Raw genomic sequence first — 22888 nt, forward strand, 5'->3', positions numbered from 1 at the left:
ATGTTAACGTGAACATTTCTTTTTGCAATGCAATGTGAACGTTAACATTTAATCTTATTTTATACGAACCTCGCCTTCTTTTCCATTATTTTCTCAACATAAAAGAAGCCTAAAGGCAATAACCTTTGGCTTCTTCTTTTTCATACCGCTTATTTGGCGGCTTTAGGGTTTTTCTTAAATTCCATCGTAATTTCCGTCCCGCGGCCTGTCCGGCTGTCAACGGCGATGCAGCCGTCGTGAAGGTGGACAAGTTCCAAAGAAATCGCAAGGCCGAGACCGCTTCCTTCTGTCGCATCTTTTGTATGCGTTCCTCTATAGTATCGGTTAAATAAATTTGAGACGGTTTCCGAGTCCATGCCTCTTCCGTTGTCTTGAATTTTAAGAATAATATATTGCTTGGTTTCTTCAAGGATCACCTTGATGTCAGTGCCTTTTTTGTTATGCTTGACGGCGTTGGCGAGAAGGTTTTCCAAGACTCTTCTGAACCAGCCTCTGTCTATCGCAAACTCGGTATCTTCTTGCGTATATTCAAAAGAAACGTTGTACCCTTCCGAAAACGAATGGCGCTTAAACTCTTCAACGAAGCTTTTTAAAAACGGCACAAGCCTCACTGTCTGGCGTTTAATCGGCAAGGCGTCGTTTTTCAGCCTGTACGTCAAGTTCAGGTCTTCGATGAGCTGTGACATGTAGTCCGATTTTTCTTTCATTGCCTGGCCGATTTCACGGATTTCTTCTTTTGACCACTCATAGTTTGGAGACTCCAGCATCATGCTGTAGCCGTAAATCGTGCTGAGCGGCGTTTTTAAATCATGGGAGAGCCCCGCGATCCATTCCTCCCGAGTCGTTTGGATTTTCTTGCGGCTTTGTTCGTCTTTTTTCAGCGTTTCCGTCAGCTGCTCCATCGATTCAAACACTTCTGTGAACAACCGGTACGGCTGTTTTCGCTTCCCTTTTTTGTTCCGGCTTTGCGGGCGGCCTTTCCGATTTCTCGGCTCTTCAAATCGCCCTTTTGAAAGGTTGACGATCCATTTAATCGTATGGATGATCGGCATGCCGAATCTGAAAGAATACCAAATCGTCATGGAAGACATCAATACGATCAGAACTCCGATCACGAGCAGAACGATTTTTAAAGCGAGCCCGATCATCGTCCTGTTGAACTCATGATCCGGATTATAAATCGGGTTCGGGGTAGCGGCGATCAGCCATTCTGTCGCGCTTAAACGCCTGTATGAAAACTCGTGCTCGTAGTTCCATGGCTTTGATCCGTATTTTAAAAGTTCCAGCTCAGTGATGCCCTGGCTGTAATCTATGTCCTGATAGAGCGAGTTCAACATTTTCCCTTTTTCGCTGAACAGATAAACCGATCCTTTGTTTTTCTTAATGAAATCAAGCGTGCTTTTTTTATAGGAAGAAAGGTCCGCCATATCCTTCTCTTCCTTTTCCAAATAGGACAGGATCGTATCGCTTTTCGACTCCCATCCGAATAGAATCACGTAGTCTTCACCATTGAAATTGGCAGACCAGAAGTTGACTTGATATTTTTTGATTCTTTTTTTGTCAAAGACTGATACGAGGTCTTCCCTGTGGTACTCCCTCTGAATTTCCGAAGGAAGGCGGTAGGAATAAACGGTTTTCTCCTTACCGTCTAATATTTGAAGCCAGCCTCCCTGTTTGTCGATAGCCGATTTCAAGATATCTTCAATCTGCCAATTATTATTGTCATCCACACTGACCCAGCTTTCAAACGTGTCTGATGTGGCTTTTGCCAAGCCTGTATCCGCTTCGCTCTCGCTTAACCGGAGAGCGAAAAAGATGAAGGATAACAGCAGAGTGGCGAGGACAAGACCGAGAATCAGGAAAATCTGGCTGACAAAATGGAGAACGAGCTTTCCTCTCAGCTTCATCCTTCGCTCTCTTTTCTTGCAGGATTGGGAACGAACTTATAGCCAAGACCGCGAATCGTGACGATATATTCGGGGCTGCTCGGGTCTTTTTCGATTTTCTCCCTCAGTTTTCTGATATGTACCATAACGGTGTTGCTGTCTCCGTAAGATGGAACGCCCCACACTTTTTCATAAATTTGGTCCTTGGAAAGCACTCTGTTCGGATGATCGCAAAAATATTGCAGAAGCTGGAGAAGCTGTGCGGAGCAGCTGACCGTTTCTCCGTCCACGATCAGCTCCGCAAAATCGGGATGAAATGTAAACCGTTCATATTCGTAGGCTGAAGATACCGAAGCAGCTGCGACTTCTTTATGTATATACGTTCTTTTTAAATGCGCTTTAATCCTGGCAATTAACTCCAGAGGATTAAAAGGTTTTGTAATATAATCATCGGCTCCGTAGGCAAAACCTGACAGTTTATCGAGGTCCGATGTCTTCGCCGTTAAAAAGAAGATCGGGGCGTTGGTGTGCCGTCTGATTTCAGGGGATACATCAAATCCTGTCTGTCCCGGCATCATGACATCGAGAAGTATTAAGTGCACGGTATCCTTTTTCACGATGTCGAGCGCTTCTTCTGCGCTGCTCGCGGTCAGCACTTCTGAAAATCCTTCCTTCGTGAGGACGCGCTTGACCATTTGAACAATGGCGTCTTCGTCATCCACAATCAAAATTGTCGCATTTTCCAAAATCCTTCTTTCCTTTCTGTCTATATCATGTTTTGATATCCTCATCTTACCATCTATTATATCTTTATCGGCACCCGTTTTCTGATTTTAAAGTAAAAATAAACTTTTTTAGAAATGATTTTTTACTTTACGAAATCATGGAATAAAAAAACAGACATCGTCTGATGTCTGTCAGCCGGTTGCCAGCCTCTGATCCTCTTCTTTTTTCAATAGATCATAAGTCAGGCACACCGGTTTTCCTGTGCGCGGGTCTAAAATAATTTCCGCATCAATCTGAAACACTTTTTTCAATACCTCTGAGGTCATGACTTCATGTGGAGCGCCCTCTTTGACAATTGCACCGGAGTTCAGCGCCACCATGTGATGGGCAAAGCGGGCGGCATGGTTGAGGTCGTGAATGACCATCAAAATCGTTCGGCCTTCTTCTTTGTTGAGCTTTTCCAGCAGTTGCAGAATTTCAAGCTGGTGCGCCAAGTCCAAATAGGTTGTCGGTTCGTCGAGCAGCAAGAGCTCCGTTTCCTGGGCAAGAGCCATCGCAATCCAGACGCGCTGGCGCTGTCCCCCGGAAAGGGCTTCGATCGGCCGGTCATAAAAAGGCAGCATTCCTGTCACTTCGAGAGACCATTCAACCATGCGGCGGTCATCGGCCGAGAGCCTGCCCATTCCCTTTTGATGAGGAAAACGGCCGTAAGAAACGAGCTCATATACGGTCAGACCGCCTGGCGCCTCAGGGGTCTGCGGAAGAATCGCCATCTGTTTGGCTATATCTTTCGTCGACATTTGGTGGATCGCTTTGCCGTTTAAATAAACGGCGCCCGTTCTAGAACGCTGTATGCGTGCCATCGTTTTTAATATGGTTGACTTGCCGCACCCGTTCGGACCGATCATGGTCGTTACTTTTCCTTTTGGTATGTGGAGGTTTAAGCTTTCGACTATCATCTGTTCTCCGTAACCGAACCCCAGGTTGTTTGTTGAAAGAGACACCTTGCACCCTTCCCTTCTTTAATTTGTTTTCATGAGCAAATAGATAAAGTACGGCGCGCCTAAAGCGGCAATGACTAACCCTACGGGAATTTCCGAAGGCGCCAGTATCATCCTTCCGATTAAATCCGCCAGCAAAAAGAGCAATGCTCCGGTCAACGCGGAAGCCGGGATTAAAAGCTGATGCTTCGGCCCGACAAGCCTTCTGGCAATATGCGGAGCCACAAGACCGAGAAACGTAATATTCCCTCCAGCCGCTACACACGCGCCGCTCAGCGCGGCTGCCGACAGAAGCAGTATGCGCCGCTCCTTTTCAACTGCCGTTCCAAGCCCTGTTGCGAGCTGATCACCGAGATTCAGCACGTTTAAATAGCGCGCTTTGTAGAGAATAAAAGGAAGCAGCACGACAATCCAGGGCAGCACGGCCGAGACAAAGCTCCAGTTTGAACTCCATATATTTCCTGACAGCCAAACAGCCGCCTGCATAAAGTCATTCGGGTCCATTTTCAGCTGCAGCATTAAGATGGCCGCCGAAAACGCCGCATTCACTCCGATGCCGACCAGAACGAGGCGAATGGGATTCAAGCCTTTTTTCCACGCCAGCAAATAGATGGAAACGACTGCAAAGCAGGCTCCCAAAAATGCAAAAATCGGCAGGGAAAAAACGAATCCTTTTTGCAGATTTCCAACATCCCCCTGAAAATAAAAGATGAACAGCACAACGGCAAAACCTGCTCCCGTATTGATGCCCAATATCCCCGGATCGGCCAGGTCATTCCGCGATATCCCCTGCCAGACGGCTCCGGAGACAGCAACTCCCGCACCGATCAGCATGGCGAGGACCATGCGCGGCAAACGGAATTCAAATAATACAAGTTCATCCTGCGGCGTTCCGAAACCGAACAGTGTTTTCAATGTATCAAGCGGGGCGATTCGGATTTCTCCCATGTTCATGCTTAGTAAAAACACGGCGACCGTCAGCACGGCCATGACGAGCATCACCGCAGCCGCCCGTCTGCTGTTTTTCTTGAGCATTACAGTCCACTCCTTTCCCTGCGGGCCAGATAGAGAAAGAATGGTACGCCGACAAGCGCCGTGACTGCTCCGACAGGTGTTTCGAACGGCGGATTGACCAGCCTTGCCGCAATATCCGCATAGATCAGCAGGACGGCGCCAAGCACCGCTGAGCATGGAATGATCCAGCGGTAATCAACCCCGACCAGAAAGCGGGTAATATGCGGAATGATCAATCCGATAAAACCGATTGCCCCGGCAACGGACACAGCGGCACCCGTCAGCAGAACAACCGACACGATTCCGATCGCTTTCACCGTCTTCGTATATTGCCCGAGCCCTTTCGCCAGCTCCTCTCCCAAGCTTAGAACCGTAATGGAACGGGCGATGACAAAAACGACGGCCAAACCGAGCGCTGCCGCCGGAACCAACAACTGAATGCTGAGCCATTTCGTGCCAGCGACACCTCCGGCATACCAAAAACTGACGTCGCGCGCCACATCAAAATGGATCGCAATGCTCGTAGAAAGAGCGCTCAGAAACGTGCCGACAGCCGTACCGGCCAAAGCCAGCTTTACAGGCGTAAGACCGCCTTTTGAAAACATTCCGATCGCAAAAACGAGTCCCGCTCCGAGACCCGCGCCGGCAAACGACCAGATCATCAGCCCGACCGATGAGGTTCCCGGAAAAAAAGCAAACGCGACAGCAATTGCGAAAGCTGACCCGTGCGTGACGCTCATAATTTCCGGCGATGCGAGAGGGTTTCTCGTCATCCCCTGCATCACGGCTCCGGAAACCGCCAAGCAGGCGCCCACAAGAGCCGCACTTACCGTCCTTGGCAGTCTGAGTTCCTGAATAATTTGATGGGCCGTATTTTTCGCATCAAAATGAAAAATGGCGTCCCAAACCGTTCCAAGCTTTATATCAGCCGCACCGAGCGCAATCGATAATGCGGCGCCAAACAGCAGTAGCATGATTCCGCCGGCCAGGACAAAAACAGCTCCGAGCGGACGGCTGATCGGTTTCTGTTCTTCATCAGGGCCATCCGCGCTGTTGATATGATGTATGTTTTTGTAAGAGCTCACTCGATGCCATTCCTTTCGATCTTTTTAACCGATAACGATTATCATTTTCATTTTATAGTATAACAGGCCTAAGCGGAAATTTTAATCAAAAATTTCGGCGGGAATCAAAAAGCCAGCCGATCTTCTGCTAAAAGACCCGGCTGGCAAAGAACTTTATCACACTTGATTATTTTTGAACTTTTTGTAGACGAACGGGTAGATCGCAAGACCGACGAAAAACAGCCCGATTCCCAAGATAAAGGTGGTTAAGTCAGACGTACCTGAAACGATGACCCATAAAGAATACACCAGAGCAGCCAAAGCGATGATGCCGTCCCCTGTTCTTGAACCTTTCAGTTCGCCGTATGTCTCCCCTTTGAGGATGAGCTTCAAGCTGAAAACAGCCGCCACAAGATAAGGCACAAGGTAAGCGAGCGTCGCCGACGTTGTTAAAAACGTAAAGGCCTCGCTGATCGTTCCCGAAACCGTTGAGAAAATAAAGATCTGCGACATCACGTTTGTGACGATCAATGAATTAACCGGGCTTCCCTTTTTGTTCGTTTTCGCAAAGAAAGCAGGAAAATCACCGGCCTTTGCCGCCTGATACGGAACCTCTGCGCCGATTAAAATCCAGCCGAGCATCGATCCAAACAAAGAAACGATTGCCAAGACCGCCATAATTACGCTGCCAAAGCTGCCGATGATCACGTGCAGCACATCAACGAACGGTTTATCCGATGCCTGGAGCTGATCGTGCGGGATGACGCCCATCGTTATTAAAGTGATGACCATATAAATGCCGAGCGCAATTAACAGTCCGGTAATCGTCGCGCGTTTGACATCGCGCTGGGATGATGCGCGCCCTGATAAGATTACCGCAGACTCGATGCCGACAAACGCCCACAGCGTTGAAATCGCCGCATTGTGAACCTGTCCGCCCAGCCCAATACTTTTGCCTTCTGATTCGATTGGAAAATAAAATGATTCGAATAAAGCCGTCTGAAAAACGAACAAACCTGCAACAATAAACAGGACAAACCCAAGCACTTTTGAAAAAGTTGCTAAAAAGTTCAGTTTGCCCGCTCCATTTATGCTGGAGACTAAGATGAAATGCGTCCCCCATAACAAGATTGTACATACGATAAATGTCAAGAGCTGGCCGAGTGTAACGGGGTGACCGCCGAGTTCAATCAGCTCGCGTCCGTCAGTTAAGATCGGCAGGAAAGTCGTCAAATAGCCTGCAAGGCTTGTAATGATGGCCACGTTGCTGATCCAGCTTGCCACCCAATACCCCCATACCATTGTAAAACCTGCCGCATTCCCTTTTTTAGGGTCTGAGAATAAAGCTCTTGCATAGCTTTGCGGACCTGCTTTAAGATCCGGGCGGCGAATGGATAAATGACCGAATACAAGGGCGATCATCAGCACCCCCGCACCCGTCACCAGCCATGCCGCCGTTACGCCGAACGGGCTTGCCGTCTGGGCGAGTGTGCTGGGGAGCATAAAAATCCCTGAGCCGACCATATTGCCGACAACAAAAGCGGTAAGAAGCCAGAAGCCCCATTTTTTTGTCTGTTCCATAAGATATAACCTCCGAGCATTTTATAAAAAATATGCCGGACCAGACCGTGAGATCATTCAAAATAAAAAAAGCATGAACAAAAGTCCATGCTTTGGTTAAACATACACTCTTGATCTCCGGATAGCCCTCCGCGGGAAAACCCGCGGCAGTCCTGCACTTATTCAATGCAGACCCAGCATAAAGAATGAATGGCTTCCTTATGCTTCGGCGCTGATGCCTTTTGCATATGATCATCGGCCCCATCAGCCTCACACATGCGACTCATCATCCGCGCAACCTCTACCTCACTAAGAGTTAAGAGTGAGGATTTATCACATATTCTGAAAAGAGGTTACCAGAGAAATTTTAATCTGTCAAAGGGAAGTGATGGAAAAACGGACAACCGCGCCAAAAGGCCGCCTGTTTCGGCAGCCTTCTGCAGAATGGAAGACGGCGCTTCCATCTGTCATTTATCGGTTGTTTTTCTTTTTATTGACCGCCTCTTGCAAAGGGTCTCCTTTCAGCGCTTGTCCTGCATCTTCAAGCGCCCCCCGAACGGCGTTTTGGTCCTTTTCCTTATTTCCTCTATCTTTATTGAAGAAAATACCCAAATGAATCACCTCTTTAAAAATGTGGTACAATTTTAATTTGGCTTATCACTTTAAAATTATGCAGAACCTTGAATGTGTTTTTTAACTGAAAACACCATATTCTAGATGTAAACATGCTGATTGCCTCAGGAAAATGCGTTTTTTGCCTGACAAGTTGCCACCATCTGTCTTGAAGGCCGCCAGAACTCTTGATATAGTTTTCATTAGGAAATTGTTATAGGTCTTAAAGGAGAAGCGATATGACAGGAAAAACACACATCATGGGAGGGGTCGCTTCTTGCACGGCTGCTGCTTATTTTTACGGATATGATCCAGTGTTCATGACAGCTTCGGGGGTTATCGGAGCATTGATTCCGGATATTTGCCATACAAAGAGCAAGATCGGCAGAAGGCTACCGATTTTATCAGCAGTGGTCAGTTCTGTCTTCGGGCACAGGACGTTTACACACAGCCTGCTCTTTTTATTCATCACGGCATTTGCGGCACATTTATATTTTACAGATCAGAGCATATTTGTCGGATTGATGGCCGGAATGGCGAGCCATCTGCTCCTTGATGCCGGGACTGTAAACGGCATCAAACTTTTCTTTCCGTCCGCCATTAAGGTTCGGCTGCCCCTTTATATTAAAACCGGCGGGAAGGCGGAACAAGGCGTTCTGACTGTGCTCACCGTTGTTTCGTGCTATTTTATTGCGAACTTGATCGCCTGACGAAAGGGACGGTTTGACCGATTGCTGTATTATGCTTTGTTCAGTCGTTTTATCTTGGTGTTGTTTACCTGCGGGGATTATATGTGAGGAGCTATTTATATGAAAGAACAATTTTTTAAAAAGCAGTGGTTTTTATGCCTATCCATATTTTTTATGTGGATGAAAACGTACTTCATCTACAAGCTGGGCTTTAATTTACAAATCGACAACGCACTTCAGGAATTGATCCTGTTTATCAACCCGCTTAGCTTTCTCATCCCTGTACTCGGCATCAGCCTCTTTTTTCGCGAAAAAACGCAGCGCCTCTATTTAATCGGGGCTAATGTCGTCCTGACGGGCATCTTGATTGCAAACAGTATTTTCTATGGTTTCTACATCGATTTCATCACTGTTCCCGTCCTGTTCCAGGCAAAAAACCTCGGGGGGCTTGGGAGCAGTTTTCAGGAGCTGTTCAATCCGGTTTTCATCGCGCTTTTTCTGGATTTGGTTCTTTTGGTCTGGCTGGCAAAAACGCGCACTAGAACCGGCAAAAAGCTTTCCGCTAAAGCCGTTAAGATCTACTACGCGGCAGCCGCCGGCACGGTACTGTTTAATCTCGCCCTGTCGGAGCTGGATCAGCCGAAGTTTTTAAGCTACTCCTACGACAGGGAAGTGCTTGTAAAAAACATCGGCTTATATCAGTTTCATCTGTTGGACGGCATTTCACAGACCTTTAATTTGACACAAAAAGCGGTCGCTGATGAAAACAGCCTGGCAACGATCGAGAACTACACAAACGCTGACTACAGCAAACCGAACCAAGATATGTTCGGGATTGCCGAAGGACGAAACGTCATCTTTGTAACGCTTGAATCCACTCAGACATTTGTCATTAATGAAAAGGTGAACGGCCAGGAAATCACGCCGTTCTTAAACAAATTCATTCAAAAAAGCTATTATTTCGACCATTTTTATCAGCAGACCGAACAGGGAAAAACGTCCGATTCGGAATTCATTGTCGCCAATTCGCTCTATCCGTCTCTGAGCGGTTCGGTGTTTTTTACGAAGAGCGAAAATGCGTACAATTCGATGTATAAAACACTGGCGAACCACGATTACAGAACATCGGTTTTCCACGCCAACCATAAAAAATTCTGGAACAGGGACGTCATGTACAAAGCCCTTGGCATCGACAGCTTTTATGACGTCTCCCATTTTCATGTGACACCTGAAAATTCAACGGGCTGGGGGCTGAAGGATAAGGAGTTTTTAACGCAATCGGCCGACTTGATGAAAGACTTGCCGCAGCCCTTTTACAGCAACCTGATCACATTGACGAACCACTTTCCGTTCCAAATTGATGATAAGGATAAGCTGATCGATGAATACGACTCGGACAGTGAGATTTTAAACCGGTATGTCACGACAGTACGCTATGAAGACGAATCATTGAAGCATTTCATTGCAAAATTGAAGAAAAACGGCCTTTACGACAATTCCGTGATCGTCTTCATGGGAGATCACTACGGCATATCAGAAGCGCACAACGATGCGCTGGCTCAATTTTTGGGCAAAGACGAAATCACCCCTTACGATACCGTTCAGCTGCAGCGTGTGCCGCTGATTATCCACATTCCGGGGGTAACGGATCAAGACCCGAAAACGATATCTGAAACAGGCGGCCAAATTGATGTCAAACCGACATTGCTCCATTTGCTCGGAATTGATACAAAAGGCATGATTCAATTCGGTAATGATCTGTTTTCGAACGAAAGAATGCCTTTCGCTGTGTTAAGAAACGGCAGCTTTATAACAGATGATTATATCTACACGAAAAATACGTGCTACAGCAAAAAAACCGGGGACATGATCAACGACAGTGAGGACAAATGCGGTCCGCTCATAGAGAAGGCGAATCAAGAGCTTTCCCTTTCCGATAAGATTATTAACGGTGATTTGCTGAGATTTTATAAAAAATAATCCGTCCCCTTTAAGCCGGATTCCCCCGGCTTAAAGGGGCTGTTTAAATTGAGGGACAGCTGGGTATTATATACCGAATGTTAAAAATGAACTTGCGGTTTTGCAGTTCCTTCGTTACCCTAAATAAAAAGAGAAGTTATTTCGAGTACCGATTATTTCATAAAGTGTTATAAAAAATGATAAATAAGAAGGTTTTAATATGAGTGAAACACAGCATAAGACAAATCAATTGCCGATTGTTGCCGTCTTGATTATGGGGACTTTTATCGCCATTTTGAATCAGACGCTATTGACGACGGCTTTGCCTCCAATCATGAGGGACTTAAACATTACGCCGGGGCTTGCCCAATGGCTGACGACCGTTTTTATGCTCGTGAATGGGATCATGATTCCAGTTACGGCTTTTTTAATTGAAAAATTCACGACGAGAAAGCTGTTCATGGCGGCAATGTCTTTATTTACGGCTGGGACTCTGATCTGCGCCTTGTCATTCAGCTTTCCGGCGCTGATTGCAGGACGCGTCGTCCAGGCGGCCGGCGCGGGCATTATGATGCCATTGATGCAGACGGTGCTTTTATTGATTTTCCCAAAAGAAAAGCGTGGATCAGCGATGGGAATGGTCGGGCTTGTGATTGCCTTCGCTCCCGCTGTCGGACCGACCCTGTCAGGCTGGATCGTCGACCGCTACCCTTGGGAAGTATTGTTTTATCTGTTGCTTCCGTTTGCCGTTATCGACATGATTGCCGCACACTTTATTTTAAAAAATGTCACCGAACAGACGTCACCTAAGATGGATGTTACTTCCATCATCTTGTCTTCACTTGGCTTCGGCGGCATTTTGTACGCCTTCAGCAGCGCCGGTGTTGCGGGCTGGACGGGTGCGGACGTGCTGGCTGGCTTCGCGGTCGGCAGCGTTACGCTGTTTTGGTTCATTTGGAGGCAGCTCCATTTGGAAGAACCGATTTTGGAATTCAGGGTATTTAAATATCCGATGTTTACACTTGCGACGATTATCGGGATGGTAGTCTTTATGTCGATGATCGGAGCGGCGACGATCGTGCCGATGTATATGCAGGATATGCGCCATTTCACGGCGATGGAATCGGGAATGATGCTGTTTCCGGGAGCTGTCGTGATGGGGCTGATGTCTCCGATTACCGGAAGAATTTTTGACAAAATCGGCGCGCGGATCTTGAGCATCACCGGTTTGACGGCGATCTTCGTGACCACATTGCTCTTGACCCATCTGACAAAGACGACGCCTTTTGCGTATTTGTCTGTCGTCTATGCGATTCGGATGGTCGGCATGGGGATGGTGCTCATGCCTGTTACAACAGCCGGCTTGAACCAGCTCCCGCGCCATTTGATTCCTCACGGAACGGCCATGAACAATACAATGAGACAGATGTCCGGATCGATCGGGACGGCTGTTCTCATCACCATCATGACACAGCGTGCGCTGGCCGATCCTGCCGGTCCGTCTTCGGATACAGCGATGATTCACGGCGTCAATCTGGCGTTTATGACCGCGGCCGCATTGTCGGGAATCGGATTGGTTCTCTCATTCTTTATTAAGCAGCACCGCCGCGGACGGCTCGACGGCAGCAGAAGGAAACAAGCGAAAGGCCGCTTGGCCATTCATGAAAAATAATAAATCCCGGGTTTTTATGAACCCGGGATTTTCTTATGCTTATTCGAATCCGTGAACCATTGTGTCAGGATCGGGACCGACGCGCTCATCTTTGTTAAGAGCGTTGATTTTTTCGATATCTTCCGCTGTTAATTCAAAGTCAAATATGTCGGCATTTTCAATAATGCGGTGTTCTTTGATTGACTTCGGAATGGTAATGACTTCATTTTGCAAATCCCAGCGCAGGATGACTTGAGCGACGGATTTGTTGTATTTTTTAGCGATGTCAGTCAGCACTTGATCATCGAGGAGTTTTCCCTGCATGAGCGGAGACCATGCCTCCACCTGAATGCCCTGCTTTTTGCAGTAGTCCCTGAGCTCAGCCTGAGTCAGCCGCGGATGGAACTCAACCTGATTGACCATCGGTTTAATTTCCGCATCTTCCAATAAGCTTTCCAAATGGTGCACATTGAAGTTGCTGACGCCGATCGCTTTTACTCTGCCGTCTTTGTACAGCTTTTCAAGCGCGCGCCACGTATCTTTATATTTGTCTTTTCCAGGCCAATGAATCAAATATAAATCAAGGTAGTCAAGGCCGAGTTTTCGAAGGGTTTCATCAAAAGCCGCCAATGTTTTTTCATATCCCTGATCGCTGTTCCAAACCTTTGACGTGATGAAAAGCTCTTCGCGGGGAACGCCTGCTTCTTTAATCCCTTTGCCGACGCCTTCTTCGTTTTGATAGATAGCGGCTGTGTCAATGCTCCGGTATCCGTTTTTAATGGCTGCTTTCACAGATTCTACAACTTGGCTGCCTTCTTCCACTTTGAAAACTCCAAGTCCGAACCATGGCATTTTCACACCGTTATGTAATGTCACAGTATCCTTTAAACTGCTTACCATTTTGAACGACCACCTTTCTTTTTTTCATGCTTTTAAACGCACCGCTGTTATTATCTCACACTGGGTGGATTTTACAAAACAACTTGCTCAACCGGCTTCATAAGCCAAAGCGAGCGCACCGGTGATTCCCTGATCGTCGCCGAGACCCGGCGGTACGATGTATCCTTCAAGATCAGGCAGGTCAACATATCCGTTCATATATTCGGCAAGCTTTTTGCGAATCAGCGGGAACAGCTGCTGCTGCTTCATGACACCGCCGCCCATGATGATTTTTTCAGGGCACAGGATCAAGATATATTGCATGAGAGCCTGCGCTAAGTAGTCGGCTTCAATCTCCCAAACTTCCTCGTTTTCAGCCAAATCATTGCCCTTTTTCCCCCAGCGCTGTTCAAGCGCCGGACCCGATGCCATTCCTTCAAGGCAGTCCTTGTGATACGGACAGATTCCTTCAAACGTATCGTGCGGATGCCGTCTAATGAGAAGGTGACCCATTTCAGGATGGAGCGTGCTCTGCACGAGCCGGCCGCCGACAATCGCTCCTGCTCCGATTCCTGTACCGACTGTAATATACAAGCAGCTTTCCAAGCCTTGCGCCGCTCCTTTTGTCAGTTCGCCAAGCGCGGCAGCGTTTACATCAGTCGTAAACGAAACCGGTATGCCGAGCCTTTTTTTCAACTCGGGAATAAACGGGTACCCCTTCCAGGCTAATTTCGGCGTATTGGTTATGTATCCGTAATCCTCTTTATCTTTAGCAACGGATATAGGTCCAAAAGAGCCCACTCCCATTGATGTGAGCTGATACTTGCTGAAGAAATCAGTCAGTTTTCCAATAGTCTCTTCAGGAGTCTCCGTCGGGATCGTCAGCCTGTCAATGATTTCTCCTTTTTCTGTTCCAACTGCACAAACAAACTTTGTGCCTCCTGCTTCTATTGCACCGTAATGTTTCATCCTCTCGGCTCCTTTTCATCTGTTTGAATTGCTTTAATTGAATCATAAATCAGACGATGAAAGAAAGCAATCGCACTGAACAATGATTCACCAGAGCATGGGAGCTTTTGATGCTGACGGAAGAAAGCTTCCCGAAAATGTGACAGTTTTCAAACAGCTGCAGCGGTTGTTCTTTCGCTTAAAGAGGCTTCTGCCCGCTTAATTTCAACTGTGAAAAAGAGGATTTTTTCAGGCCCGCTCGAAGCTTTAATGAGGAGGGATATCATGAAGCATCCATTCCACACTTACCGTTCTTTATTTCCGATATTGTCTGGTCATGTTCACCTTGCCGCATGCTCCGGCAGCGCGTTGGCTCTGCCTGTTGCCAAAGCTGTTGATGAGTATCAGAACGGCCTTTTAACAGCCGGTGCAGACTGGAAAGCGCATCTCGACAAGATGGATGAAGCCAAGGAAAAATTTGCCCGGCTGATCGGTGCCGAAAAAGAAGAGATAGCCGTTTTGCCGTCAGTATCTGACGCAGTGGCGGCTGTCGCTGCTTCATTGCCGCAGCCACCACACCGAAGGCAGATCGCCTTCACGGATATCGATTTTCCTGCCGTCGGCCAAATTTGGCTTGCGCAAGACCGCTTCAAAGATCACCTCCTCATCATTCAAAGCGAAGACGGGATGATTGACTTGGAACAATACGAAAAAGACGTTACCGATCAGACGCTCTTGACTTGTGTACCCCATGCCGGCTATCGGAACGGGTTTAAACAAGATGTAAAACAGATTGCCGAGATTGTTCATCAAAAAGGGTCGCTTTTATTTGTCGACGCCTATCAAACCGCCGGACACATTCCGATTCATGTCAAAGACATGGATATCGACATCCTTGCGGCGGGGACGCGCAAGTACATGCTCGGCATTCCCGGAACGGCTTTTTTGTATATGAAACGCGAACTTTGCGGACAATTTGAGCCGAAGACGGCCGGCTGGTTCGGCAGGAACAAACCATTTGCCTTAGATTCATGCTTTGCGGAAGGTGCGAAACGCTTCGAGTCGGGGACACCGTCATTTATCAGCATTTACGCGGCAGACGCGGCACTGAGGCTGCTGCTTGAAGCAGAGCCCGGCAGGATCGAGCCCTACCTGCAGGAGCTCGCGGCATTCTCTTTGCAATACGGGGCGGAAAAAGGCCTGAAGATCATAGGCCCCGAGACCGTACATAACAGAACAAGCCTGATCTCGGTGTATGCCGAAGAGGCTGGCCGTATGGAAGCTCTCTTGCGTGAAAAGCATATCATCGTCTCAGCGCGAAACAACGTCATCAGAATAGCCCCGCATTTTTACAATACAAAGGAGGAAATCGGGTTTGTGATGGATGAGATGGCGGCGCTCTTTGGTTAACCCTGCTTCAAAATAGACAGAATACGATTTTTTCCTTAAACTATAAAAAACAATTTTCATCAAGGAATGAGACAAATTGGAGCTTTATATTGACGGAGAAATAGAAGAGCAGAGGAAGTCACCGTGCCGAAGCGTCTTGTTTGCTATTTTGGCTGTTTTGCTTGCGTCAGGCATTACCATCGGATATATCGTGTATACGCATTTTTACTCGATGAATCATCTGCCGAAAGGAAATTGGATTCAGTCTTCCGCTTCGCCGAATCAAGCATACAACCTGAATTTGTATAGCGTGAATAAAGGCGGGGGAACGAACTCCCCTTCCGTCAGAGGGGAATTGACAACTCTTGCCACCGGTGAACGAAAAAACATCTATTGGGGATACGAAGAAGAACATGTCAAAATCGAATGGCAGGACAAATACCATGTGTCCATCAACAACAACGTGCTGGATGTCAGAACTGATATATATGATGGAAGAAGAGAGTGACAGCGTCACTCTCAGCCTTTGAAAAAAGTTTGTATGACCGCTCGTATAAGCCGCTGCATCTCCATGAAATGGACAACAAAACTGTGGTTTATTTACTGAAAAAACGTAATATACGTTCATTTACGTATTGAGGCTGTTCCATTGATAAAACGTGACCTGCCTGTTTTATGATTTCCACTTCAATACCTGGAACTAATGTTGAGGCGCGATGTAAGGCTGATTGCGGGTCATAGATGACTTCATGCTCACCCAGCAATAATAGAATAGGGACTTTTACTGATTTTAATTCGTCGTCAGTGAAAACATACGGAAATCCGTCGGCGTTAGGCCTTGGCTGTCTTAATCCATCCTGCCACATTACGCCTGCATGAAACTGCTCTGCAAAAACCGGGTGTAACACATTACGATCTGTCATCATCCAATTTAAGAAATTCTCTACTCCATCAGGCTCTGTGAGGCTAAGAGCGTATTGATAAAAATCGTGATGAAACGGCAAAAATGTTTCCGCGGGACTAAGGATCGCTGCGCTCTCTACTCTCTCTGGCGCACGTAAAGCGAAATTCATCGTATGAAGCCCGCCAAGCGAAAGACCAACCATGTGCGACTTCTCTATCCCCAAAGCGTCGAACACTTCGAGAAGCCAATCAGCGTAACCCGCCCTCGTACCGCATAAATCTGCAGGGATGCTTTTGTTCTTATCACCTATGATATCAATTGCGTATGTTCGGTATTTGCTGCTCCAATCCTCGATATTGGGGTACCACATAGTGGAACTGAATAATGCGCCGTGAAGCAATACAAGCGGCGGGGCATCTTCAGGTCCGCTTGCAATAATATGCGTTTGGCCGAAACGGGTAGATACGTAGAAAGTTTTGTAATGAACTGGCCAAAGACCAAGGCTTTCCTTATAAGCCCGAAAATAGCGAATGCCGCTGTCACTTAAATCAGGGGTAATCGGTGAATGGTTTGACATGAAATATTTCCCTCCCAATAAATCCTCTTCAAATGAATATGCCGTTTCGTGCAGGGGAGTTTGTCATTATATATAACAGACTCTATATATAATATATTACAGAATAAATTAATCATCAAATCCCAATTTTAAAAAGCTTTATATTATGATACAGAACTATAAAATTTAATATAACAGATTTTAATTAACGATTTCGATTTCGTAATCTCCTGCATGTAAAATGAAAATAGAAAATATGTTATATATCCTCAAGAAAAAGAGAAGCGATTTGATGAATAAAAGCTTTTATATTATTTAGCCAGACCACTTTCCTCTATATACGCTGGAAATCATTTCATTTTTGTTTAAGATGACAAACTCTTTAACCTGCCAGAATATGAAGAAGATTGCCACAGACTCAGCCTAGTGTAGAAAAGTTTGTAAATAAAAAAACTTATGGAAACAATGGTTTCTCCAAAAAAGAGAGTGACACCGTCACTCTCTTTTCGTATACATATCATTTGAAACACCGTTTAAAAAATGCGTTTCCTTTCCAAGGGAAAAGAGATGGAGCTCATGCATCGCCCTCGTGCACGCCGTATAAAACAGAGTCCGCTCTCTCTCTTTTTTGTATTGTTTTTCAGAAGCGTCATAAATGACGACGGCATCAAATTCGATCCCTTTCGCCAAATAGACGGGAATGACGATCACGCCTTTTTGAAACGTTCTCGTTTCTTTATCGATCAGTTTAAGCTCTGTATGCTGCTGAAGATGCCGGAACGCATCCCTGCATTCCCGGACTGTTTTACAGATGACTGCAATCGTCTCAAGTCCTTCTTTTTGAAGGGCGGTTATAAGGGAAGCCATCTGTTTATGGTGTGCATGAAGGTCGGCCGATATTGTCAAAGTCGGTTTTTTGCCGTTCCTGTTAAAGGCTTCGATCTCTTCGCCTCCCTCGATAATGCGCTTTGTCAATTCAACAATTTCTTTCGTCGACCTGTAGCTGCGCTTCAAGGTGATGATCTCCGTTTTTTCGCCTTCAAACACGCCTCCCGACAGGAGCGTCTTATCGTGATAGGCATGGGCAAGAATCGCCTGGTTTAAGTCTCCCAGCATTGTGATGCTGCACGCGGGAAACAGGCTCTTCAAAAAAGCAAGCTGAAAAGGCGTGTAATCCTGGGCTTCATCAATGAATAAATGGCGGATTGCCGTGTTTTTTCTCCCGCCTGTTAGCTGGTTTTTCATATATAAAAAAGGGACGGCATCTTCATAAGGCAGCTTCTCAAAACGAAAGCTTTTCCGGGTGAATGTGCAAGTGCTTTGCCAGTCATCAGGACGGGTTTGCGGGGTATAGCGCCCGGAAAAAAGCTGAAGGTACGTTCCTTTAAAATCAATAAAGCCGAACGCTTTTACCGCTTGCTTGAGCGGTTTGAACTCCCTTTCGGCAATGATAGCGGCAAGGAGGTTTTGTTCCCTTTCATAATCGTCAAACGTATTCTCCGTAAATCGCTGTTCTTCCTGAAGACGTTTATAGGCCTTTAAATATTCCTCTTTATCCAGCAGCTCGCTTTCCTTGATGACCCAGTCTTTTTTTCTTTCTTGGCGTTCGTATTTGTTCAGCAGCTGTAACAGCCATTTCCCCGTTTTTTCAATCCGGTTGGACAGCGTATCTGCATGATCAAGGGCCGCGAAAAATTCCCACACCTGATCGCTTGTAATGATCCTTTTTCCGCGAAAGGCGATATGTTTAAACACCAGATCCAGATGCCCTTTTGCCAAACATTTGACATAATCATCGATAATGCCTTTGAAGGCCAGACCTGATTTCAATTCGATTGATTTCATCCGGATGCGCTGCTCCTCATCGTCTGAAGCCGTTAAACAATATTCGAGCTGATCGAACGGAGTCTCGCACGAAACCTGCTTTCCAAGGCGGCGCGCCACAAATTCCTGGAATGTCGTCTGCTGGATGTTTTCCTCTCCGAGCTCAGGCAGAACATTGGCGACATAGCTGTTAAAAAGCAGGTTTGGAGAGAATAGCAGCATCTGGCTCGACTCGATCTGCCCGCGACCGCGGTACAGCAAATACGCAGCCCGCTGCAATGCCGCCGACGTTTTTCCGCTGCCAGCCGCTCCCCGAACAATTAAAAAGCGGCTTCTTTCGTTCCGAATAATCTGATTCTGCTCTTTTTGAATTGTGGCGACGATGCTTTTCATCTGAATATCTGCCTGCTGCCCCAGGACTTCCTGAAGAATTTCATCTCCAATCGCCATATCCGTATTAAACATTGCTTTCAGCCGGCCGTTTTTGAAGAGAAATTGCCTTTTCAGCTCAATCGTTCCCCTGACCGTCTCGTCCGGAACTTCGTATTGAGCCGCACCGGGACCATAGTTGTAAAACAGACTGGAAATCGGCGCTCTCCAATCATAAATCAAAAACCGCTCTTCTTTTTCGTCCATTAAAGAGGCGAGTCCGATGTAGACGGATTCAGCGTTTTCTTCGCCGTCCTCCAAAAAATCTACACGGCCGAAATAAGGCGATTCTTTCACTTTTAACAAGTTTTTCAACTCGTTGTAAAACTGCTTATGACTCCTTTCCCTTTCAGCCAAAAACTCAGCCTGCTGTTTAATGCTAAAAAATGTTTCAACCGCTTCGTTTTCATCGGCCAAGTTTACGGTGACATCGCTCCAGAAATGTTTCCGTAAATCGATGATATCCTCCTTCAATCCGCCGGTCTTTCCCTTTAGAGAATGAAGCTTCTGATCCAATTCCTTTAAAACAAGCCGGATTCGTTTTTCCTCTTCCAGCCATTCCTGACCGTTTTCCTGCACGCTGACCACTCCCTAAAAAGATTTGACATCAAAAAAGATTCATGATAAAATAAAAATGGATAATACTATAATATTTGAAATTTTATGTTAAAATACACTTCATCTTATCATATAACCTTTGGTCAAATCAATATAAAAAGCCGATTTTTCAATCAACGAAAAATCGGCTTTTTTCTATTCAGCTGTGGGACCGCAGCGAACGATTCGGCAGCTTCCAGTTAAACATGTACGAGCATACGCGGCATGCGACCAGCAAAGCAAACAGGATATACAGCGTGAGCGGCTTCTCCGCCCAGCCCATGCCGATAATGAATCCGCCCAAAGCGGCCCAAACGGCGTAGATCTCGGTTTTCAGCACGAGCGGCTTTCTTCCGGCCAAAAGATCCCGGATCATTCCGCCGCCGCTTCCTGTTAAGACCGCCGCAACGATCACCGCGCTGACCGGATGGTTCATGTGAACGGCATAAAGCGCTCCTTGTATCGCAAATGCGGCAAGACCGATCGCGTCTGAAAAGCTCCCCCAGATGCTCCAGTGCTTTAACAGGAGCTTCGGAAACAAAAAAACGATCGTGATCGAAACAAGAGCGATTAGAAACAGGCTCCCCTGCTCCCACAAGGCGGACACCGGAACTCCGATGAGCAGGTTTCTGATCGCCCCTCCGCCGAACGCCGTCACAATCCCCAATATATAAACTCCTAAAATATCATACTCTTCTTCCATTGCAACGATCGCTCCGCTGATCGCAAAAGCGACGGTACCGATGATGCTCAACACTTCCCAAGCCATCTAAGGTGTCCTCCATACTAAACTTCAATCTTTTTGATTTTATAACTTCTCCAACCTTTAAATCAACCCTCTCTGAATCAAAATATCTTATAATATAAAAAGACGTTTTTAAAGGGGTGGAAACATGGAACAGGAGATCATCATCGAAAAAGCGAAAGCCGGGTGGGCTCAGGAATTTGCAGCTGAAAAACAGCGGCTCACGGATGTCCTCGGAAAAAAAGTTCTCGCTATCGAACATATCGGCAGCACCTCTGTTCCCGGTCTTGCGGCAAAACCGGTGCTCGATCTGATGGCCGGCGTCAACAGTCTCAGCGAAGCTTCAGCCTGGATCGAACCGCTTGAGCAGCTCGGTTATGAGCACGTATTTCACGAAGCCTTCCCTGCCAGGCGCTTTTTTCGAAAGGGAATGTGGAGGGCGGGCACACACCATCTGCACGTATATGTTTTTCAAAGCGAAGAATGGAAAAACCAGCTGAGATTCCGAAATTATTTAAGAAAGCACTCCGCCGAGCGGCAAGAATATGAAACATTGAAAAAAACCTTGGCGCGGCGCTTTCCATATGACCGCACCTCGTACACAGAAGGAAAAGAATCGTTCATTAAAGACGTGATTGAGAAAGCAAAACATTTGGAAAGGAGCGGCCCGGTATGCTGAAAAAGACAAAACATAAATTGCTTACAATAGCCATCGCCTTCATTATGGCGGTCTTGTTATACTACTATGTCCAAGTCACAAAGTGAAAGCGGGCATTATAAGCGCAAGGCCATTCGGACCGTTTTGAGGATATGCCCTTCAAAGTCTTCATCATATTCGGAGACATCCTCAAAACCCTTCGCCTTGTAAAAGTTTTTTCCGGTGCGGTTTTCTGTTTCAACCTCTACAAAGATCTTTTTTACTCCCTCCAAATGTTTTAGCCCCTCTTCCAATAATGCGGTTCCGATGCCTTTTCCTTGGTATTCCGGGGCTAAATAAATGGCAGCGAGATAGGCCTCCCCTCCTTCTCTTACAAATGAGTAGTTAACAAAGCCGACGATTTTTCCGTCCGCTTCTGAAACGAGCATTAACGAGTGTTCCAAACGCTGCTGCATTCTCTCATCATTGTACGCTTTTTCCAAGAATTTCTCTTGAATATCGAAAGGGATTATCCCTTCATAAGTGTGATTCCAGCTTGTTTTGGCAATCTGCTGCACTTGTCGGATGTCTTTCTTTTTCATTTTACGAATCTTAAATTCCATCCTCATCATCCTTATCCATTTAATAATTTCCAAATATTATAGCATTCATTTTGTTGAACATGTAAAAAAAAAGAGCATTGTCAGACAATGCTCTTTTTACTCGTCTTTCCCCTTGAGAAAGCACATAAAAATGATAATCAAAATAAATGCGATAAGGGCGAGAAACGGAATCGTGATGAAACCGAACCAATTGATATACTGCCCTGAGCAAGGCACTCCTGTGACACACGGTTTAATACCGTTGAATCCGGGAATTTTTTGTTCCATGTAATGCATCAGGGAAATGCCTGCGCCGATCACCGCCATCGGCAGCACGTATTTTTTCACGCGGGCATCGCCCTGAAATGTCGCAATTCCAAGGATCAGCACGAGCGGATACATCATAATCCGCTGATACCAGCACAGTTCGCAAGGAATGAATTTACGGATTTCGCTGAAGTACAGGCTGCCTAGTGTCGCCGTTAATGAGACGATCCAGGCGCCGTACAGAAAAAGCAGTTTATTTTTCATCAGACTGGCCTTTCAGCTCTTTGGCGATCGTTTCTTTGATTTTGTCATAATCAAACGGTTTGTCAATTTTTACGTCATTGACAAAGATCGTCGGCGTCGAGTCTACACTGTATTTGCTGATGAGCGAATTGTCCATTTTTAATTGCTCAGAGAACGTTTTGTCATTTAAGCTGCTGATGAGCTTATCGCGTTTGATTTTCGTATTCGCTTCCGTGATGTCCGCCAATTTTGCCGGCGTCGCCCACTCGTTTTCCATCGTGTCATTGTCAGGCTGCGCTTTGTACAGTGCTTCATGGAATTTCCAGAATGAAGCCGGATCTTCTTTCCATACTTGCTCGGAAGCGAGGGCGCTCAATTCAGAGCCTCTGCCGTGCTGTTCATTGACGAAGTTAATATATGAAAAATTAACTTGATCTTTATCGATGTAATCCTTTTTCAAATCCGGAAAGACGGTCTCAGTCCACTGTTTGCAGCTTGGGCATTTGTAATCTCCGAATTCTGTGATCGTTACAGTCGCATCTTTGTTGCCAAGAAGCGGCTGTCCTTCAGTTGAAGGCTTGTCATCAAAGGTTTGCGAAGCATTTTGGGTTTGATTGTTGAGTACGACAAGTGCGCCGATCAGAAAAACGACCACGACTGTCATAATCACTGCAAATTTCATCGGTGACTGCTGTTTCTTCTTCAC

The 22888-nt window shown here is 46.4% G+C and carries 21 protein-coding genes and 1 riboswitch; of the genes, 6 read left to right on the forward strand and 15 right to left on the reverse strand.

Translation table 11 applies throughout. The annotated features are described in order from the left end of the window. Positions 1 to 149: 149 nt before the first annotated feature. From MHB72_RS18335 to sspJ, 7 genes are all read right to left on the reverse strand, one after another. Complete coding sequence (locus tag MHB72_RS18335; RefSeq protein ID WP_216919539.1) at positions 150 to 1907, reverse strand: sensor histidine kinase; 1758 nt, start codon at positions 1905 to 1907, stop codon at positions 150 to 152. Continuing rightward, on the reverse strand, positions 1904 to 2632 hold the full coding sequence (locus MHB72_RS18340; protein WP_020452923.1) for a response regulator transcription factor: 729 nt from the start codon (positions 2630 to 2632) through the stop codon (positions 1904 to 1906). Before MHB72_RS18340 ends, MHB72_RS18335 begins: the two co-directional genes overlap by 4 nt. A gap of 171 nt (positions 2633 to 2803) precedes the next feature. Beyond that, on the reverse strand, positions 2804 to 3571 hold the full coding sequence (locus tag MHB72_RS18345) for an ABC transporter ATP-binding protein (RefSeq protein WP_043054605.1): 768 nt from the start codon (positions 3569 to 3571) through the stop codon (positions 2804 to 2806). A 63-nt stretch (positions 3572 to 3634) separates the two neighbouring features. Next, entirely contained in the window at positions 3635 to 4648 is a 1014-nt protein-coding gene (locus MHB72_RS18350; RefSeq protein WP_026580101.1) for a FecCD family ABC transporter permease, read from the reverse strand. Next, complete coding sequence (locus MHB72_RS18355) at positions 4648 to 5712, reverse strand: FecCD family ABC transporter permease (RefSeq protein ID WP_216919537.1); 1065 nt, start codon at positions 5710 to 5712, stop codon at positions 4648 to 4650. The genes MHB72_RS18350 and MHB72_RS18355 overlap by 1 nt, the downstream gene beginning before the upstream one ends. Positions 5713 to 5868: 156 nt before the next feature. After that, positions 5869 to 7272, reverse strand: a complete 1404-nt coding sequence (locus tag MHB72_RS18360; protein WP_020452927.1) for an amino acid permease — start codon at positions 7270 to 7272, stop codon at positions 5869 to 5871. 114 nt (positions 7273 to 7386) lie between these two features. Further along, positions 7387 to 7563: riboswitch (Lysine riboswitch) on the reverse strand. Positions 7564 to 7722: 159 nt separating this feature from the next. Further along, a complete protein-coding gene (gene sspJ, locus MHB72_RS18365; protein ID WP_003185183.1) occupies positions 7723 to 7863 on the reverse strand; it encodes a small acid-soluble spore protein SspJ in 141 nt (46 codons plus the stop codon). A gap of 239 nt (positions 7864 to 8102) precedes the next feature. Between sspJ and MHB72_RS18370 the strand changes: the two genes are divergently transcribed. From MHB72_RS18370 to MHB72_RS18380, 3 genes are all read left to right on the forward strand, one after another. After that, on the forward strand, positions 8103 to 8573 hold the full coding sequence (locus MHB72_RS18370; RefSeq protein WP_216919535.1) for a metal-dependent hydrolase: 471 nt from the start codon (positions 8103 to 8105) through the stop codon (positions 8571 to 8573). Positions 8574 to 8672: 99 nt separating this feature from the next. Continuing rightward, on the forward strand, positions 8673 to 10532 hold the full coding sequence (locus tag MHB72_RS18375) for an LTA synthase family protein (protein ID WP_065643738.1): 1860 nt from the start codon (positions 8673 to 8675) through the stop codon (positions 10530 to 10532). Positions 10533 to 10731: 199 nt separating this feature from the next. Continuing rightward, positions 10732 to 12183 carry an MDR family MFS transporter gene (locus MHB72_RS18380; RefSeq protein WP_023856264.1) on the forward strand — a complete coding sequence of 484 codons (1452 nt, stop codon included), beginning with the start codon at positions 10732 to 10734 and terminating at the stop codon, positions 12181 to 12183. A gap of 39 nt (positions 12184 to 12222) precedes the next feature. On the opposite strand, the gene MHB72_RS18385 is transcribed toward MHB72_RS18380, so the two are convergent. Beyond that, the gene (locus MHB72_RS18385) at positions 12223 to 13062 is read right to left on the reverse strand and encodes an aldo/keto reductase (RefSeq protein WP_020452931.1); all 840 of its coding nucleotides are present in this window, start codon (positions 13060 to 13062) and stop codon (positions 12223 to 12225) included. 87 nt (positions 13063 to 13149) lie between these two features. Then, entirely contained in the window at positions 13150 to 14010 is an 861-nt protein-coding gene (locus MHB72_RS18390; protein ID WP_216919532.1) for an ROK family protein, read from the reverse strand. A 264-nt stretch (positions 14011 to 14274) separates the two neighbouring features. Between MHB72_RS18390 and MHB72_RS18395 the strand changes: the two genes are divergently transcribed. Continuing rightward, a complete protein-coding gene (locus MHB72_RS18395) occupies positions 14275 to 15399 on the forward strand; it encodes an aminotransferase class V-fold PLP-dependent enzyme (RefSeq protein WP_216919529.1) in 1125 nt (374 codons plus the stop codon). A 76-nt stretch (positions 15400 to 15475) separates the two neighbouring features. Then, positions 15476 to 15886 carry a DUF5412 domain-containing protein gene (locus MHB72_RS18400; RefSeq protein WP_216919528.1) on the forward strand — a complete coding sequence of 137 codons (411 nt, stop codon included), beginning with the start codon at positions 15476 to 15478 and terminating at the stop codon, positions 15884 to 15886. A gap of 88 nt (positions 15887 to 15974) precedes the next feature. Here the strand turns inward: MHB72_RS18400 and MHB72_RS18405 are convergent, their stop codons facing one another. The 3 genes from MHB72_RS18405 to MHB72_RS18415 form a co-directional block, all read right to left on the reverse strand. Continuing rightward, entirely contained in the window at positions 15975 to 16859 is an 885-nt protein-coding gene (locus tag MHB72_RS18405; protein ID WP_216919526.1) for an alpha/beta fold hydrolase, read from the reverse strand. Between the two features lie 474 nt (positions 16860 to 17333). Further along, positions 17334 to 19670 (reverse strand): RNA polymerase recycling motor HelD, encoded by a 2337-nt coding sequence (helD, locus tag MHB72_RS18410; protein WP_340903548.1) that lies wholly within the window; start codon positions 19668 to 19670, stop codon positions 17334 to 17336. A 178-nt stretch (positions 19671 to 19848) separates the two neighbouring features. After that, the gene (locus MHB72_RS18415) at positions 19849 to 20457 is read right to left on the reverse strand and encodes a trimeric intracellular cation channel family protein (protein WP_003185205.1); all 609 of its coding nucleotides are present in this window, start codon (positions 20455 to 20457) and stop codon (positions 19849 to 19851) included. Positions 20458 to 20581: 124 nt separating this feature from the next. On the opposite strand from MHB72_RS18415, the gene MHB72_RS18420 reads away from it, so the two are divergent. Next, on the forward strand, positions 20582 to 21112 hold the full coding sequence (locus MHB72_RS18420) for a GrpB family protein (protein ID WP_020452937.1): 531 nt from the start codon (positions 20582 to 20584) through the stop codon (positions 21110 to 21112). A 95-nt stretch (positions 21113 to 21207) separates the two neighbouring features. Here MHB72_RS18420 and MHB72_RS18425 read toward each other — a convergent pair whose 3' ends face one another. The 3 genes from MHB72_RS18425 to MHB72_RS18435 all read right to left on the reverse strand — a co-directional run bounded on the left by MHB72_RS18425 (position 21208) and on the right by MHB72_RS18435 (position 22888). After that, entirely contained in the window at positions 21208 to 21693 is a 486-nt protein-coding gene (locus MHB72_RS18425) for a GNAT family N-acetyltransferase (protein WP_216919521.1), read from the reverse strand. Between the two features lie 96 nt (positions 21694 to 21789). Continuing rightward, complete coding sequence (locus tag MHB72_RS18430; RefSeq protein WP_003185211.1) at positions 21790 to 22203, reverse strand: disulfide oxidoreductase; 414 nt, start codon at positions 22201 to 22203, stop codon at positions 21790 to 21792. Continuing rightward, on the reverse strand, positions 22193 to 22888 hold the full coding sequence (locus MHB72_RS18435) for a thioredoxin domain-containing protein (RefSeq protein WP_216919519.1): 696 nt from the start codon (positions 22886 to 22888) through the stop codon (positions 22193 to 22195). The genes MHB72_RS18430 and MHB72_RS18435 overlap by 11 nt, the downstream gene beginning before the upstream one ends.

Origin of the sequence: Bacillus sp. FSL K6-1284, from assembly GCF_038002625.1 — a bacterium.
Classification (GTDB): domain Bacteria; phylum Bacillota; class Bacilli; order Bacillales; family Bacillaceae; genus Bacillus; species Bacillus paralicheniformis.